Annotated in this window: 15 protein-coding genes; 10 read left to right on the top strand and 5 right to left on the bottom strand. The window is 59.3% G+C overall.

Annotated elements, in window-relative coordinates; genetic code table 11:
• Nucleotides 1–78: 78 nt before the first annotated feature.
• The 3 genes from ACR0DA_RS15350 to ACR0DA_RS15360 all read left to right on the top strand — a co-directional run bounded on the left by ACR0DA_RS15350 (nucleotide 79) and on the right by ACR0DA_RS15360 (nucleotide 2,277).
• The gene (locus ACR0DA_RS15350) at nucleotides 79–870 is read left to right on the top strand and encodes a trypsin-like serine peptidase (protein WP_367646623.1); all 792 of its coding nucleotides are present in this window, start codon (nucleotides 79–81) and stop codon (nucleotides 868–870) included.
• Nucleotides 867–1,685, top strand: a complete 819-nt coding sequence (locus ACR0DA_RS15355) for a trypsin-like serine peptidase (RefSeq protein ID WP_170365630.1) — start codon at nucleotides 867–869, stop codon at nucleotides 1,683–1,685. Before ACR0DA_RS15350 ends, ACR0DA_RS15355 begins: the two co-directional genes overlap by 4 nt.
• 124 nt (nucleotides 1,686–1,809) lie before the next feature.
• On the top strand, nucleotides 1,810–2,277 hold the full coding sequence (locus ACR0DA_RS15360; protein ID WP_170342492.1) for an Hsp20 family protein: 468 nt from the start codon (nucleotides 1,810–1,812) through the stop codon (nucleotides 2,275–2,277).
• 142 nt (nucleotides 2,278–2,419) lie between these two features.
• On the opposite strand, the gene ACR0DA_RS15365 is transcribed toward ACR0DA_RS15360, so the two are convergent.
• A complete protein-coding gene (locus ACR0DA_RS15365) occupies nucleotides 2,420–3,895 on the bottom strand; it encodes an NAD-dependent succinate-semialdehyde dehydrogenase (protein WP_480754779.1) in 1,476 nt (491 codons plus the stop codon).
• Between the two features lie 288 nt (nucleotides 3,896–4,183).
• Here ACR0DA_RS15365 and ACR0DA_RS15370 point away from each other — a divergent pair, with 288 nt between their 5' ends.
• From ACR0DA_RS15370 to ACR0DA_RS15400, 7 genes are all read left to right on the top strand, one after another.
• The gene (locus tag ACR0DA_RS15370) at nucleotides 4,184–5,263 is read left to right on the top strand and encodes a coiled-coil domain-containing protein (protein ID WP_170583031.1); all 1,080 of its coding nucleotides are present in this window, start codon (nucleotides 4,184–4,186) and stop codon (nucleotides 5,261–5,263) included.
• Nucleotides 5,264–5,514: 251 nt separating this feature from the next.
• Nucleotides 5,515–6,633: a hypothetical protein gene (locus ACR0DA_RS15375; RefSeq protein ID WP_480754780.1), complete on the top strand. Its 1,119-nt coding sequence runs from the start codon at nucleotides 5,515–5,517 to the stop codon at nucleotides 6,631–6,633.
• A 21-nt stretch (nucleotides 6,634–6,654) separates the two neighbouring features.
• Entirely contained in the window at nucleotides 6,655–8,586 is a 1,932-nt protein-coding gene (locus ACR0DA_RS15380) for an AAA family ATPase (protein ID WP_480754782.1), read from the top strand.
• The gene (locus ACR0DA_RS15385) at nucleotides 8,583–9,362 is read left to right on the top strand and encodes a hypothetical protein (RefSeq protein ID WP_170440180.1); all 780 of its coding nucleotides are present in this window, start codon (nucleotides 8,583–8,585) and stop codon (nucleotides 9,360–9,362) included. The genes ACR0DA_RS15380 and ACR0DA_RS15385 overlap by 4 nt, the downstream gene beginning before the upstream one ends.
• Nucleotides 9,359–10,696 (top strand): DUF6638 family protein, encoded by a 1,338-nt coding sequence (locus ACR0DA_RS15390; RefSeq protein WP_480754783.1) that lies wholly within the window; start codon nucleotides 9,359–9,361, stop codon nucleotides 10,694–10,696. The genes ACR0DA_RS15385 and ACR0DA_RS15390 overlap by 4 nt, the downstream gene beginning before the upstream one ends.
• Before the next feature lies 1 nt (nucleotide 10,697).
• The gene (locus ACR0DA_RS15395) at nucleotides 10,698–10,964 is read left to right on the top strand and encodes a hypothetical protein (protein ID WP_093963662.1); all 267 of its coding nucleotides are present in this window, start codon (nucleotides 10,698–10,700) and stop codon (nucleotides 10,962–10,964) included.
• Between the two features lie 10 nt (nucleotides 10,965–10,974).
• Nucleotides 10,975–11,619 carry a DUF1523 family protein gene (locus ACR0DA_RS15400; protein WP_170530167.1) on the top strand — a complete coding sequence of 215 codons (645 nt, stop codon included), beginning with the start codon at nucleotides 10,975–10,977 and terminating at the stop codon, nucleotides 11,617–11,619.
• A gap of 50 nt (nucleotides 11,620–11,669) precedes the next feature.
• Here ACR0DA_RS15400 and ACR0DA_RS15405 read toward each other — a convergent pair whose 3' ends face one another.
• The 4 genes from ACR0DA_RS15405 to ACR0DA_RS15420 are packed head-to-tail and all read right to left on the bottom strand — an operon-like array spanning nucleotide 11,670 to nucleotide 16,544.
• On the bottom strand, nucleotides 11,670–12,764 hold the full coding sequence (locus tag ACR0DA_RS15405) for a flagellar basal body P-ring protein FlgI (RefSeq protein ID WP_480754785.1): 1,095 nt from the start codon (nucleotides 12,762–12,764) through the stop codon (nucleotides 11,670–11,672).
• A complete protein-coding gene (locus ACR0DA_RS15410) occupies nucleotides 12,761–13,768 on the bottom strand; it encodes a flagellin (RefSeq protein WP_480754787.1) in 1,008 nt (335 codons plus the stop codon). Before ACR0DA_RS15410 ends, ACR0DA_RS15405 begins: the two co-directional genes overlap by 4 nt.
• Before the next feature lie 2 nt (nucleotides 13,769–13,770).
• Nucleotides 13,771–15,210 (bottom strand): flagellar hook-associated protein FlgK, encoded by a 1,440-nt coding sequence (gene flgK / locus ACR0DA_RS15415; protein ID WP_480754789.1) that lies wholly within the window; start codon nucleotides 15,208–15,210, stop codon nucleotides 13,771–13,773.
• A gap of 38 nt (nucleotides 15,211–15,248) precedes the next feature.
• Nucleotides 15,249–16,544, bottom strand: a complete 1,296-nt coding sequence (locus ACR0DA_RS15420; RefSeq protein ID WP_480754791.1) for a flagellar hook protein FlgE — start codon at nucleotides 16,542–16,544, stop codon at nucleotides 15,249–15,251.
• Between the last annotated feature and the right edge of the window lie 44 nt (nucleotides 16,545–16,588).

A 16,588-nucleotide genomic window follows, 5' to 3' on the forward strand; every position in this document is an offset into this window, starting at 1 on the left:
GCCCGGTCCGGCTCTGCCCTATTTTCGCCAAACGCCACGCGTAAGTAGATTGGCCGATACCTCATGCCGGAGAACCGCGTGCGCACATGGATCAGGGCGATAGCGTTATGTGTTCTGCCATTGGCAGCCACGGCGCAGGATACTGGGCTGCAAAGCCTTGAAACCTCGGATTCCGGACGCGAATGGATGGCGGTCGGACGGCTGAACATCAACGGCACCGGCTTCTGCACTGGCGCGTTGATCTCACCCACCCTTGTTCTGACCGCAGCGCATTGCCTGTTCGACCAAGCAACCCGCCAACGAATTGATCCGGGCCAAATCGAGTTTCTGGCGGGGTGGCGACATGGCCGCGCATCGGCCTATCGCACGGCGCGCCAGGCGGTCATTCATCCGGAATACGAGTATGACCGCGCCGCATCTGTCAGCCGCGTGCGCCACGACGTCGCGCTGATCGAGTTGTGGCAGCCGATCCGAAATACGACCGTGATCCCGTTTGAAACCGGCTACAGGCCAACGCGTGGCGAGGATGTCGGAGTGGTTTCGTACGCCCACAACCGCGCAGAAGCCCCTTCGCTGCAACAGGTCTGCTCAGTCATGGCGCAGCAATCGGGGGTGCTGGTCATGTCCTGTGACGTGGATTTGGGTGCGTCCGGCGCGCCGATCTTCTCGTTCTCAGGGGATCACCCCCGGATCGTATCGGTCGTGTCCGCAAAGGCCGAATTGGAAGGCCGGCGGGTATCGTTGGGAACAGCGCTGGAAGAGTCGCTGGAGGTGCTGCGTACCGAGCTGTCCGCAGGGAATGGATTTGGCGCGTCCGGCAAGACGATCGAGCCTGGGAAGAACGTTGGCGCAAGGTTTGTCCGGCCATGACCTGCCGTATCGTGACATTGGCTCTGATTTTGGCCGGGATTGCCGCGTCGGCGCTGGCCCAGGACAGTGGCAAGCGCCGGCTGACCGATCGGGACGACCTGTATGGTTGGGAGGCGATCGGACGGCTGGACATCGGAGACCGCTCGTTCTGCACGGGTACGCTGATCGCGCAGGATCTTGTTCTGACCGCAGCCCATTGTGCGACGGACAAGGCCACCGGTCGGACCTATGCACCCGGCGAAGTCACCTTTCGCGCAGGTTTGAGCGATGGACATGCGCTTGCAGAAGGCACGGTCGTGCAGATCGCCGTCCTTCCCGACTATGACCCCCGGGTTGGCCTGTCACCCGAGATGGTCCGGGTCGATGTCGCCCTGATGCGACTGGATCAACCGATCCCGTATACCGTCGCCAACCCATTTGCATTGCACAGTGGCCGGGTCGCCGGGGATGAGATCAGCATCGCTTCGTACGGGCGCGGCCGATCCGAGGCAATCACGCGCCAGCGGTCCTGCCGGATTCTGGAGCGGCGCCAAGGTTTGATTACCTTCAATTGCGATGTCACGTTTGGATCTTCCGGTTCGGCAATTCTGGCCCGCAATGGGCCGCGTTGGCAGATCCTTTCTGTGGTATCTGCGGTTGGTACCGACGGCCGTCGGAAGGTCGGGTTCGGCATGGAACTTGAGGGGATCGTCTCGGACCTCAAGGCCATCATGCGGCGGGATGCGCCGCAGCCAAAGGCCAAGATCCGGCGGCTGCAGGTCGGCTCGGGCAAGTCCAGCTCAGGCGCGAAATTCATCAGCTCCGGCGGGTCTTGAACTCAGCCAGATCCTTTCCCATTTCATGTGTGTCGGGCAGCCAAACCGGGGTCCGACGATGACCAACGCCCGTCCAATCGGAGGGCAAAACTCGTAAATCGCTCTGAACATGAGGATAACGAACATGCGTAGCTTTGATTTTGCACCACTGCACCGTGCAACCGTCGGCTTTGACCAGATTGCCGACATCATGGATCGGGTCATGACCAGCGAAGTGTCACAACCCAGCTATCCCCCGTACAACATCGAAAAAACCGATGCCGATGCGTATCGCATTTCGATCGCAGTCGCCGGCTTTGCCGAAGATGACCTGACGATCGAAGTCAAGGAAAACGCGCTGGTCGTGGCCGGTAAGAAAGCCACCGAAGACACCAAGCGCACCTATCTGCATCGCGGCATCGCCACCCGCGCCTTCGAGCGTCGTTTTGCTCTGGCCGACCACGTCCGCGTGACCGGCGCCAGCCTGGAAAACGGCATGCTGCACATCGACCTGAAGCGCGAGGTGCCCGAAGCGCTGAAACCGCGCCGGATCGAGATCACCTCGACCAAGGCGATCGAAAAGGACGTGGTTGACGCCAAGCCCGTGAACTGAGGCTGAGACCGCCCAAGCGGCGATGATCGTCTCCTCCCTCGGTTGTCGCACAACCCCGCGTTCCTCCGGACGCGGGGTTTTTTCATGACGGTTGCAAAGAAAAAGGGCGCCCAAAGGCGCCCTGGTCTCATGGTCCGTCCGATCAGATCGCCATGCAGATGTATTTCATCTCGAGATAGTCTTCCATGCCGTGGTGGCTGCCTTCCCGGCCAAGGCCGGATTGCTTGACACCACCAAACGGGCCCAGTTCCGAGCTGATGATGCCGGTGTTGATGCCGACGATGCCGTATTCCAGCGCCTCGGCCACCTTGTACACGCGGCTCAGATCCTTGGCGTAGAAATACGAGGCGAGGCCGAAGACCGTGTCATTGGCCATGGCGATGACCTCGTCCTCGTCCTCGAATTTGAACAGGGGCGCCAGCGGACCAAAGGTCTCTTCCTGCGCGACCTTCATGTCCTGGGTCACGTCGGTGATGATCGTGGGCTGGAAGAAGGTGCCGCCCAGATCGTGCGGCAGGCCTCCGGTCAGGATCGCGCCGCCATTGGCCGTGGCATCGGCGATATGTTCCTGCACCTTGGCCACCGCCTCGTCGCTGATCAGCGGGCCGGTCGTGGTGCCATCGGACAGGCCGTCGCCGATTTTCAATGCTTCGACCGCGGCCTTGAGCTTGGCGGCAAAGGCGTCATAGACACCGGCCTGCACATAGATGCGGTTGGCACAGACGCAGGTCTGGCCGTTGTTGCGGAATTTGCACAGCATCGCGCCTTCGACGGCGGCATCCAGATCGGCGTCGTCGAACACGATGAACGGCGCGTTGCCGCCCAGCTCCATCGAGCATTTCATGACCTGGTCCGCGGCCTGACGCAGCAAGATCCGGCCCACCTCGGTCGAGCCGGTAAAGGTCAGCTTGCGCACGCCGGGGTTCTCGCAGAACTCCTTGCCGATCTCGCTGGCCTGTGACGAAGGCACCACGTTGAACACGCCCGCCGGAACGCCGGCCTGTTCGGCCAGCAGCGCCAGCACCAGCGCCGACAGGGGCGTTTCGGTGGCCGGGCGCGCGACGAAGGCGCAGCCAGCGGCCAGTGCCGGGCCTGCCTTGCGCGTGATCATCGCGTTGGGGAAGTTCCACGGCGTGATCGAGGCCGCCACCCCGATCGGCTGTTTCAGCACCATGATCCGCTTGTCGCGCTGATGGCCGGGGATGGTCTCGCCATAGACCCGCTTGGCCTCTTCGCCGAAAAATTCGATGAAGGAGGCGCCATAGGCGATCTCGCCCACCGCCTCGGCCAGGGGCTTGCCCTGTTCGGCGGTCAGGATCTTGCCCAGATCCTCGGCGTTTTCCATCATCAGGTCGAACCACCGGCGCAGGATCGCAGCGCGCTCCTTGCCGGTCAGCTTGGCCCATTCCTTCTGTGCGGCCTCGGCCTGCGCGATGGCACCGGCCACCTGGGCGCGGCTGACATCCGCGACCTCGGCGATCACGTCGCCGCGGGCCGGATTGGTGACGGCAAAGGTGCCGTTGTCACCATCGACCCATTGCCCGCCGATATAGGCCTTGGTGACCAGAAGGTCGGGGTTCTTCAAAAGCGATTTCAGGTCGGTCGTGGTATCCAGCATGGGTCGGCCTCCGGGCAGGGAAAGAATTTGCGCGTACCCAATCAGGTGGCGCAGAACATGTCTAGGGCCACCCGGGGGCGTCAATCAATCCAGATTTGATCAAAAAATAGATCGGCGTGCGATGCAAGGGCCGGAAAGCATCAAAAGCCAGCCAGCTGTTGGTTTTGACGCCTATCTTTTTCGATAGGGTTTTGCCAAAGTTCCGGTGATTTGAGAGACCCAGGGGGATGTAAATCGTTATAACATTTCCTATCTTGTTGGGTAGATAAGAAAACAAGGATTGGACAGATGTCGAACCAGCAATTCGAAGCATTGATCGAGGAAACCCAGGCCAAGGTGCGTGAAAGCCAGTCGCAGATCGAAGGGCTGACCTCGCGGATCGAGGCCGCACGCGCCAAGATCGGAACGGCCGAAGCGGATATCGACATCGAAAATGCCACGCTTGAAGACGTGCACGCCCATACCGAGGTGATGAACGCAAACATCGCCGAACTGATCATGGGGCTGGACGACGTCACCAGCGCGTTTTCCAAGGATTTCGACGAGATGCGCTCGAAGACCGGGTGGGAATCGTTCGTGGGCATCTTCTCGAAGGGTAAATCCGAGTCCATGCGCCAAGAACGGATGCGCTCAGCCAATATCGACGACAAGCTGCAGGACCTGATCGCCAAATCCGACGTGATCGTGAAGCTGCTGGAAGGACAACTGGCCGTGCTTGAAGAGCAGCGCGTGAAGGTGGAGAACAACCTGACCGTCACGCTGGATGACCGCGAGGCGACCGTGGCGGAACTCGAGGCGCTGCGCGCAGAGATTCAGGGCATGGATCCGACGATCATCACGCTGGAAAACAAGATCAGCGTCGAACAGGACGCCGCCGCGCGCACCCAGTTTGAGTCTGAATTGGCCGAGCTGAACAAGCAATACAACGCCAAGGTTCAGGAAGAACAGGTGAAGCTGGCCAAGTCCCAGACGCTTGAGCGCTATATCGAAAAGGGCAAGACCTGGGTCGATTCACTGCAGAACCAGGCGGCGACGCAGATGGTGCTGATCAACAAGCTGCAGACAGACACGCAGCAACGCGTGGTGCTGTATGACGCCCTGACCAAATCGCTGAAAACCGCGCAGCAGCAGGACGTGGCCCACCGCATCAACGAGATCGGTGTGCAGACAGACCAAGAGGCGCAGACTGCCATGGCCGCCATCGGCACCGCGACCAATCAGAAAATGGCCGACATGCTTGAGGCGCATGAGGACCACATGGTCTTCGCCCGCGACGTACTGGAGAAAAAAGCCAAGGCAGACGAACGCTTTGCCCGCCGGTTCGCCTCGATTGTTGAGAAGCATGATAAGAATTTGTATGGGGGGTGAGGACGCGATCCGTTCGCCGCTAAAGATGCTAAGTTCCGCGGTGGGCGTTGCGCTCTTTGGGGCGCTTCTCATCCTGTTCGGGTACCTGACCCAATTGATTCCAGCATACCTTGGTCCCGATCTGAGATTGATGATGTTCTTCGTGCCATTGGTCTTCGCGCTCGGCTCATTTGGAGTTTCAGCCGTGTTCGCAGTCTGGGGCGCACTTTGGTTGGCATTCGAGGTATTCCTTCTATTGGTCGATAAGCTAAATGACTAACCCCACCCAAGACCATGTTGGCCTGACCGACACCTTCGCCTCGCGCCGCTATTTCCGCAAATTCGAGGTAATCACTGTCCACCTTCTGCGCGTGGCCGCGACGATGGAGGCTGAGGGCGCGATCAGCAAGCAAGAGGTGCGGATCGTGTCGCGCTACCTTTCGGGGTTGCTCTACACGTTCCGAGCGCTCAGCATGAAATACCTGCTGGTCGGGCGCGATACGGGACGGTTCTTTGGCAGCCTCGCCATGGACAAGCGCGACAGCGGATTTCCGGTGGCGGCCGAACTGCTGACCATGGCCAATGACGCGCAGCAGGCGCAGGTACATCTGGCGAATATGCCCTCGGAAGATGACCTGAAAACCGAGATGGTGCGGACGATCATCAGTGACAGGGAAATCCCCACCAAGCTGCAATTCGCGCTGTCTCAAAGGCTCTATTACGAGGAATTGTTGAAAGGTCAGCTGTTCTGGGCTCGCAATGACCCGGAATGCCATTGGATCGAGACCGAGGGCGAGCGGCGGAAATTCCTGATTCATTGGGCGGTCTATGACAGCCAGATCAACCTGCCGGTCATCTACCTGATGCAGTTGGAGGACAGCGGCAAAACGGCCCTGCCCAAGGATCAACGCCGCTGGCCCGAAGTGCAGGCGCATCTGATGGCGCAGTCGCTTGGCGGGTTGAAACTGGTGACCATCGCCAAGGGCTTCGATCAGGATTTCGACGACCTGCACCCCAAACACCTGCGCCGCATTCATGTGGGTCCGATGTATTCCTCGGCCTATACCGAGCAATCCGGCCCCCTGCGGCAGGTGTTGGAGGACGCGCAGGCCCCCGAGGGGCAGGATTGGGCTCTGGCCTGGACCACCGAAGAGCTGCACAGCGAAGAGGTCATCGAAGAACGCGCCGGATGGTTCTCGACCGTCGAGCGCGAGGTCTTTGCGTTGGACCCCTTCGGCGGACAGGGGGCCGAGACCGGGGCCACACGCACCCAGCGCTCGATCATCCTTCCCCAGCGTCCGTTCCAGGTTCTGGCCGAACGCAATCCGCCGGGCTTTGCGGATGTGCGCAAGTTTGTGGTCAGCAAGTCCGGGCAGGTGTTGCGATATTGATAATACAAAGGCGATTTTGAAATGAGTTTGACGTCAGACCAGATGGAATTGCGCGAAGACGATATTCGCAAGCACTATCCTGCCGCTACCGCATTGCTGAACGGGTTCGAGCATGCGCCGCGCATAGCCAAACCCGCCGAGGCCGCCGTCGAACGGTCACCGGGTGTGTCGACGGGGCGGCGGTTCCGGTCGACCACGCCGGGGTTGGTAACCCGCCGCACTGCGCGGGCCGATGGGGTGCATCTGGTCGAACGGATCGAGGCCGCGGATGACGGCGACGCGCTGGTGTCCCCACAGCAGGCGACCACACAGCAGGCGACCCGCCGGGCGATTGCCATCTCTTTTGCCGTGGCCGAAACCTATGCGGACCAGACCCCGCTGGCCGATCTGAAACGCGCCAATCTGGCCGGAGATCTTGCCGCCGCGCGCAAGACCGAATTCTCGGATCTGCTGACCGCCGAAGCGTTGATCACCTTGCACACCTTCGGCAATGCGTTGGCCTATTTGATGTCCTCGCATCTGGGTGAGACCACGGTCGAAATCGGTGAAATCGAAGAGGTCCTGACAGACAACGGCCAACTCGCCCTGCACGGTGCCCTTTGGGAGCTGGATCAGGTTCTGGCCAAGCACGCGCCCGATGATGCCCATCTGATCGCGGCCACCAGTGCCTATGCAGAGCAACTGATGGACAAAGCTGCTCTGCGCGCGCAAACGGCTGGCCATCTGGCCCCGTTCCAGAACGCCGCCTGGCATATCGAGGCCGACGATCTGACGATCCGGGGATTTGAGCCCGCGTCGAAAGCCAAATCCACCACGCTCACCATGACGTTCAAGAAACCGAACGAGGTGGTGGGCAACCATATCGCCAAATATCAGGCCATGAAGCTGGCCAAAATGCTGATGGCTTATGATTTTGACCGTCGCCTGAACCCGTTCGCGGAGCTTGGCGGGTTTATCTTTACCTTCATGGGCGACGGCAAACCGGGCACCGGCAAGACCACTCTGATCCAGATGATGGCCGGGCTGATCAATGATTATTGCCAGAATGCAGGCTATCCGTTCCGCTATCAGAACCTGAGCACCGACAATATCGACAGCTATCAGGGCAAATCCGGCCAGAACGCCAAGGCGTTCATCAACACGATCATCGACCCCTCGGTCATCGGTTTTGGCACGATCGACGATATCGATCAGCTGGCCGGCAAACGCGGCGACCGGCAGTCCAGCGCCGGGCAGTTGGAGATCACCGCCGTGCTGATGGAGAGCTTTGCGGGCGCCAACACCGTCGTGCGCGGCAACTGCACCTTTGGCATGTTCTCGAACTACCCCGAGAATGTGGACGACGCCCTGCGCCAGCGGGCCGGTGCGCGGTTTCTGGTGGATGGGCCGCAAACGCGCGAGGATTACATCGACATCCTGCACCTGCTGATGGGCCGTAACCACGACATTCCGCTGGGCGAACACGAGGCCTATGCTGCGCAGGAAATCAAGAAAGCCGTCGCTGCCAGTTTCGAAAGCCATTCCCGCCCGCATGAGGATGCATTGTTGCAGGTCTATGACCGGGTGTCGGGCGATATCGGCCAGATGGACACGATCGCCAAGCTGGGCACCTATCTCAAGGCGATCCAACAGGCGGATGAGCGCTTCACCGGTCGCGCGATCAAGAACATCACCGACGCGGTCAAGGTCCGCGCGATGGATTTCGAACTGCCCGACGAATGGATGGAAAACCCCGACCTGTTCCTGTTCCGCGACTACGACACCAAGAAGGCGATGATCGAGGACCTGCGCCAGCCGATCACGGTCGAAATGGTGATCCAGGAAATCAACCGCTACGCCGACAGCGAATTCCGCTATGCCGACAAGAGCGATGAGGTCGCTATCGAAAACGCCGTCCGTGAGATGGGCCGGATGGAAGAGGCCAAGCGGCGGTATCTGGAGGGGAAGGGGTGAAGAAGGAGGAGCTATACAAGCAAAAACCATTTCTTGTTGGTGGTTCTCTTTCGGTCTTAGTATTTGGGGTATTTGCTTATTTCTTGTCGGTTGGTGAGGTATGCAATTGGGCGGGCGTCTGCGAGACGAAATGGCAGTATCTGCAGAATGCTTCTCCCAATGAAATAGGAGACACTCTTGCTGGGTTTGCCGGGACACTAGCGTTTATTTGGATTGTCGTGACGGTTTGGTTGCAAGCCGAAGAACTACAAGAGCAACGAAAAGAATTCATCAAAATGGCGGATGCTCAAAGAGAGCAGGCCGAAATAATGGATGTTCAAAAGGACATCTTTTTAAAGGAGCAGAAGCAACGTGAAGAAATAGAAGCAAAAGAAGAGCTAGAAAGCCTTAAGCAGAGACTGTTTCGGCAATTGGAAGTTTTTGGAGAAACGCCCCTAAGGTGGAACTGGAGTGGAGACGAAGGGAGTTGCGAGCTCGGCATCGAATGCCGGGAACACGATAGAGAAGAACGGATTGACATGTTTTGTCTGAGATTACATCAGGCACAAGGATATTTCTTGCCCGCTGAAACATCTTTTCAGCTCAATTTTCTGAGAAAACCAGTCGTTCCCCGGAGTGCCAGTTTCATTGCAAGCACATTGCAGCAAATAAAAAAAGTACTGCCTAATCTATCTCAAGCTCAACAAATTCGAGCTCAAGACCTTGGATTGGATTTTGCGGCCGACGATTGGTCTGCACTATTGAAGCAAAGCGATATATGGGATGAAGAGCAATGATCCGCCTCATCGAAAAAGGCCTGATGTTCGGCAACCTTGTCCACATCTCCAGCCCGGTTCTGGTCGAGCGATATAACCGCGCGCTGCAGCATCTGGCGGGCAAGACCACGGCGCTGACGGATTTCCATGTCGATATCTCGGGCTATTCGCCGGAGGTGGGGATTGAGCTGGAGGATGAGCTTTACCTCAACCCCAACGGGGTCAACCGGCAGTTCATTCTGCTGACGACCGAACAGAAACGCGCGCCGCTGCTGAACGTCAAATTCTCGACCTCGCGCGATATCCTACGCGAATTCATCGAGATGAACGAGGCGCAGTTGTTCGCCCTGACCGCCACCGATGCGGTGGCCGGAGAGCTGGTGAACTCGGTCTTCAAACTCACGACGCCGCGCGACCTGCTGAACCTGCGCAATATTGAAATCGAGGCCGACACCGTGGGCGGCACCCTGCGCAAGGCCGAGCAACTGGCAGGCATGGTCGAACGGTTCAAAACCGAAGAGGACGCCTGGTTCGACGATGTGCTGATCGCCAGGATGATCGAAACCGCCAGGGAGACCGGTGACGTCACCCGCAACCCTGTCCGGCTGCGCCACACGGTGTTTGAACAGCGCAACTTCTGGACGGCGCATTTCGGCGGCATGTATCTGTTCCCGGATCTGGATCACCCGGCGGCGATCTGCATGGGTGAAAGGCCAGAGGATTTGCCGATCAAATATGTCTTTGATCCGTCGCAGCGAAACCAGATTGCCAAATTTCTGAATTACAACGATCTGGTCGAGCCGATCGTCAAGGCCCGCGGCGTGGATGCCGCCGCGATTCTGCAACAGAAGATGGACTTTCTGACCGTTGACGCCGCCGCGGATGCGGGCATTGATCTGACCGGGCTGGACCGCAGCGACATGCGGCGTTTGGCGCGCAACCACGCGGATCGCTTGCCCGAAGCCTATCATGGCCTCGCGCAATTGTTGCGCTGGGCGACCGATGGCGGGCCTTGGCCGCGTATCACTTCGGATCATCCGGCCTATTTCTATTCGCTGCGCGCCGCCAATACCCCAAACCGCGATCTTGTGAATATGCTGCTGGCCGAGCTTGCCCCGCTGGACCCGCGCCAGATGTTCATTTGCCACAAGGAACTGTTCTACCGCACGTATGGTGGCTGGCCGGAGCCGAAAAAGGCCTATGTGGCCGAGTTTCTTGCCCGTGAATATCAAGTGGACAAGGCCGGGGCCCGCGCCGCACTGTTCGGGCATGAACCCGACATGAGTGGCGAAGACCGGGTCAGCGAGGCGGTGATCGCACGGGTCGGCCCTTGGGGCGCGGTAAGGAAAGAGTGATATGTTCGGAGCAATGCGCCTGTTTCTCGGTCTGCTTGTCGTTCAGACGATTGCCTACTTTGCCTTGTCTCTTTACTCGCGTCGCGTCCGGCGACAAAAACTTGAGACGTGGTGGGAAGAGAAAGGCAAGACCGGCAACAAGGAAGCCTTTGTCGAACGCGGATTGCATGTCTATGACAATTCGTTCCGTCGCAAACTGATCCTGGGTGTTTATATCGTGCCTTGGGTGGCGATCGCCGCGCTGATCTATGTCGTGAACTACATGTGAGGTTTTGGGAATGGTCTACATCAAATGGGCGTTCATCCTGATTTTCTGGATCACGCTGGGTGCGATCCTGCAATACTCGCTGCCGCAGCACGACATTGTCCGCATCGTAAACACCTACGAAGAGCGGCAGGATCTGACGGATTGGACCCGCATTTTCTGGTCTGAGCCCGATGATCAGTCGACCAGCCTTTCGAACCGCGATGTGCAGTTCATCCAAGCCGTGCGGGCGAACGGCAAGCCGATCGTCTATCGGAACGAAGATACCAGCTGGGGTTGGCCACCCTATTTCAAGTTCGATACCGCCAACCTTTACACCGAAGCCAACGACGCGATCTCGGACAAGGATGATCCGGATTGGGTTGTCGTGACCCACTACGGCTGGCGCAACGAGTTTCTGTCGATCTTCCCGAATGCCATCTTCATCAAACATGTCGAAGGACCGGACGTCCGCATCATTCCCTGGTTCAATATCATTTTCCTGACCGTGTTTTTTGCCGTCGTCTGGGCGCTTTGGGTGCGTTGGCGCAGGTTCCGCGAAGCCCGCATCGACCCCATGCTTGAAAGCGTCGAGGATGGTCTCTACGCCGCTGGGGATGCGATCGACGAACGAAGGTCCAGCTTCCGGCGCTGGCTGGACAGTTGGAAGTCAAAATAGAGCGAAACCGGGAATTTGTCTGAATGTCGGCTTCCTGCCTATGCGGACCGCTATCTGACGACAAACTCGGCGTGAAGGGCTCCGGCGGCTTTGATGGTTTTGAGGATGTCGATCATATCCCGCGGAGACACGCCCAACGCGTTCAGGCCCGCAACCACCTGCGACAGCGTCGTCGCTTCGGGTATTTCTGCCAACCCGGTGCCGGCGTCCTCCTCAATCCCTGCGATGGTTCGCGGCACAACAACGGTCTCCCCTCTGGCAAAGGGGTTGGGCTGAACGGCGATCGGAGATTCCTCTACCCGAAGTGTCAGGTTGCCTTGGGAAACCGCGACACGTGAGATTCGGACCTCCTGCCCCATGACGATCGTGCCGGAGCGCTGATCTACAACCACACGAGCCTTGGTTTCGGGTTCAATCAGGATGTTTTCGATCCGGCCGATCGCATGCGCGGTGGAAGGAGCCCGCGTTTCCGGGATGCTCAATTCCACCGTGCCCGAGTCGCGCATGACCGCAACGGCGCGATTGAACTCGCGGTTGATGGCCGCTTCGATCCGACCGGCGGTCGTAAAGTCCGGCTCGCGCAGGGCCAACCGCAATTGGGAAAGACCTGACAATTCAAAGTCGATCTCCTGCTCGACCCGGGCCCCGGCGGGGATGACACCGGATGTCGGGACTCCTTGAACAACCGATGCAGCGTCGCCCTCGGCGACTGCACCGCCTGCCAGAACGGTGCCCTGTGCAACTGCGTAGATCTGCCCATCCGCGGCGTTCAACGGTGTCATGACGAGGGTGCCGCCCAGCAGGCTTTTGGCATCTCCGATCGCCGAAACGGTCACATCGATCTGCCCACCCACCCGCGCAAAGGGCGGAAGGGTGGCGGTGACAAGAACGGCGGCGACGTTCTTGGGGCGAAAGTCCTCGCCAGTGACGTTCACGCCCAACCGTTCCAGTATGTTCGACATGATTTCTTCGGTGAACGGGGAATTGCGCAGCCCGTCACCGGTTCCGTTCAGTCCGACGACAAGGCCATATCCCACCAGATCATTGCCGCGTACACCGTCAAAATTCACCAGATCCTTGAGCCGGACAGCCCCGGAAACCGCCACCGAAGGCAGCATGATCAGAAGGAAGGCCAGAAGTCTCATCTCAGGAAATTCACCAATGATAGCGTCGAGTTGCGGACAGTGACCGAATAGAGGCTTTCGAGCTGGAACTGCACGGTCTGCAGGTGTGCCGCAGTTTCGTAGGGATCGGCGGCGACAAGTTCGTTGCGCGCGTATTCAAAACTGGTCCTGGCCGCCGCATTTCGTGTTTCGGCCTGTTCGATGCGGGCTTGCACCGATCCGATCTGAGCGCGCATCGTCACGACGTCATCTTTGGTGTTGGCCAGAGCCACGCCCAGATCGGTGAACAAGGCAGTCTGCAGGTCTGGTGGCCATCCCAGCGCGCCCTCCGTCGCCAAGGCCGCAAGCGCGACATCGCGCAATCCATCCCGAAGTTTCGGATCATTGGCCGTGAACTGCATGTTCACCCGCTCGGTCTCCGAAATCTGCATTGGTGCGAGGGTCGTGTTGGACCCGTTGTACATGACCGCCTCGAATCCAGCAGGATCATTGAACCAATCTTCGGCCGCCTGGCGGATATCGGTCAGGGTTGTCAGCCCTGACAATTCGGTTCGCAGCGCAGCCAGTAGCGTGTCCGTCGACTGCAACGGAGAGGCGTCCGTGGCGCTTCCCGCGAACAAGCTGCGGCCACCGACCCGCGTGTTCAGGGAAGAAATCATCGTGTCCAGTTCGTTGCGCGCCTGAGCCGAGGCCTGAGCAAGCGAAGTCGCTTGGTTGGACGTCCCAAACGCGAGCAGAGAAGCCGAAACCTCGCCGATCGAGGTTTCAAATGTCTCGAGGCTGATCTGAATGGCATCAGCAAACAGATTTGCCTCGGCGGTCGCCGTAGAGAAGGCGTCCAGCTGTGCAATTTTTTGATCCAGGTCCAGCAGATGCGAGTAATCGCCATTGAGACGCCCAGAAATGTCAGCTGTTTGACCCGTAGACATCTCATAGGACAGGGTTTCGATCTGCGTTTTGATCTCGGTGCTGCGCGCGCGCAAGGTCAGACCACGGGCCAGATCACCAATCGAGTTCAAGGTCATGGTTACATCCTCAGCAGCAAATCCATCAATTCGTCGACAACGGCGATGATCCGCGCATTGGCGGCATAGGCCTGTTCAATCTGCATCATGCGCTGCAACTCGGTGTCACTGTCCACGCCTTGCTCGGCCACTAACTGTTCCATTTGAAGTTGCGCGTTGGATGCGTAGCTTAGGCGCGATTGAGCGGTATGGGCAGCGGCGCCAGCTTTGGACAAAAGCGCCGCCGACACCTCACTGGCCCGTAGGGCCCCTGTGCCGAAAGCCGGGGCAGGGCGCGGCGTGGTCAATACGGCGCCAAAAACCTGCAGCTGGGTTGCCTCACCGGGGTCGTTGGGTGCAACGGCTCCCAACCCCGCGCGCAGTTTCCAACTGTCGCCGCCGGCATCAGGATCGACACTCGGGTTGAGCTCAAGACGGGACGCGAGCCCCGCCGGCGCCGTGGCATCGAAACGGGCGCCGGCATCGGTGAACAAGCCTGGATCAGTCGGCATCGCGGTCGGGTCAAGGCCGGCAGTCTCGAACCGTTCGATCAGATCGCGCGCGACTGCGTCCAGGTCCTCATGCGCGTCGATGGCCAACACGTCGCGAATGTCAAACTGGGCTGCCAGAGCGCCGCCGCGAATCTGTGCGGAATCACCGGATGTGCGGACTGGCCGTCCGTTGAGCTCGAGCCCGGAGAGCAGTCCGTTCCCTACGGTCATGTGCGGTTTGGTATCACCGGTGACCGAGAACGCGAACTCTGCGGCTGATCCTTCCAGAAGTATCAGCCCACCGTCGGAATACAGTGAGACGCGGTTGTTGTCGCGCGTCACGACATTGACCGGAACCAGCTGGTTGACTTGGTCAATGAGAACCTGGCGTTGATCCAGCAACCCATTGATATCGCCGCCCGCGTTCTCAACAGCCGGGATCTTGGCATTCAACGCTTCGATATCTTTCAGGGTCGTATTCAGTGTTTCGACATACGTCCCGATTGTTCGGTCCGCGTCAGAACGCATCTTGCTGAGGCCGTCGGACGCTTTATTCAAATCGGCAACCAAATCCCCAGCTGCGCGCGCCGCGAGATCCAGACGCTCGACCGAGCCGGGATTGCTTGCGGCCGTGATCAAGCTGTTCTCGAATGCGCTCAAAGATACCGCGATCGATCTGCCGTCATCGGGGGTACCGACCAATGCTTCGAATTGCGAGTAAAACTCCGAGATTGCGGAGGCCGCCGCGCTATCCGCCGTTGCCGCGCGCAGGTTCGCCATCAGAACAGGATCTTGATGGCGGGTGATTCCCACGACCCTGACGCCGTTGCCGGAAATAGAGTTGGTGGTCAGCTCCAACGTCCGCTTGGCGTAGCCGGGCGTCAGCGCATTGGCTATGTTGCCCGAGACGACTGCGGCGCCGCGGCTTGCCGCGCCCAGCCCACCCAGCGCGTTACTCAGGGCCGTTGACATGCTCATGAGGCCGTTCCTTTCCGCTTTGCAGGTTCAGATCAGCGCTTGATGTTGGTTGTTTCCTGCAACATTTCGTCGACTGTCTGGATCACCTTCGCGCTGGACGAATAGGCGCGCTGGGTTTGGATCATCGACGTCAGTTCAGTCGCAACGTCGGTCGTCGATTCTTCGCGCGCGAAGGAAATCAATTCGCCCGTCGGACCTTCGCCGGCAGCCCACAGGAAATAAGTTCCACTGTCGCGTGACGGGGCATATGTCTGGCTGTCGAGTGCGGTCAGTCCATTCGGGTTGGGGACGTCCGCCAGCGGTATCTGGTACATCCGACGGGTGACGCCCGTGTCATACAGCGCGTAGACGTATCCGTTTTCATCGACCTGAACGCTGGACATGGTTCCGACTGCGGATCCGTCCCGGGTGATCGATACCGGCGCAAACGTGTCAGAAAGCTGAGTGATTCCATCGCTGTCACCGATCAGGCCGATATTGACCTCCATCGGGCCGCCGGCGACGTTGACGACAAAGCTGCCGGTGGTCGGATCATAGGTGCCACCGGACACGGTGGTCACACTGGCAAGGGTACCGCCTGCGGTTCTGCTGTCGGTAAATGTCAGCGTATATTCACCGATCACGGCACCGCCCGAAGCGGAATCGCGCAAGATCATCGTCCATTCGTTGCTGGACCCGGCAGCCGGCACCGTCGGGATAAGCTCGATATCGACATTCTCGGGTTTGCCCAAATTGTCGAAGTATTCGACGGACAAGGGCTGCGTGTCACTAGGTGCCCCGGCATCGGTGGCCGTGGCGGGCAGGTTCATGCGCAGGTTCATTGCGGTGGTCGGCGAGCCGGACAGTTGATTGACGCTGAGTTGAACCGGCTGCAACGCTGCGGGTGTGTCGCGCGAAACGTTGGGAATGGACCCATCGGCGTTGGCAGGCCAGCCCAGCAGCACAAGTCCGGACTCGGTAACCAGATATCCTTCCGCATTGGTTCTGAAGGATCCGGTGGTGGTCAGAAGCATTTCGTTTGAATCTGTTCCGATCTGGGAACTTGGGCGAACCGGCAGCATGCCCCGGCCGCGCACGGCCAGGTCGGTTGAGTTGTTGGTGGTAACCAGCGAGCCGCGCTGATCGATCAGTCGCTGGCTGGTGGTCCGGACGCCGCCGGCCGAATAGCTTCCGCCCTGGCCCGACGTCACCATCGAATGAAAATCCGTCTCAACCCGCTTGTAACCGTAGGTCGAAGAGTTGGCGATATTGTCCGATATGGTCGCCAACCTGTTCGCGTTGGCCTTCAAGCTGGCCACACCGGCATTCAGCGAAGAGGAAATTGTCATCGGCACGCCCTTCTGTTGCGTCAATCGTTCCCGCAACAGCTAAC

The sequence above is a fragment of the Ruegeria sp. CI8 genome (assembly GCF_056536865.1).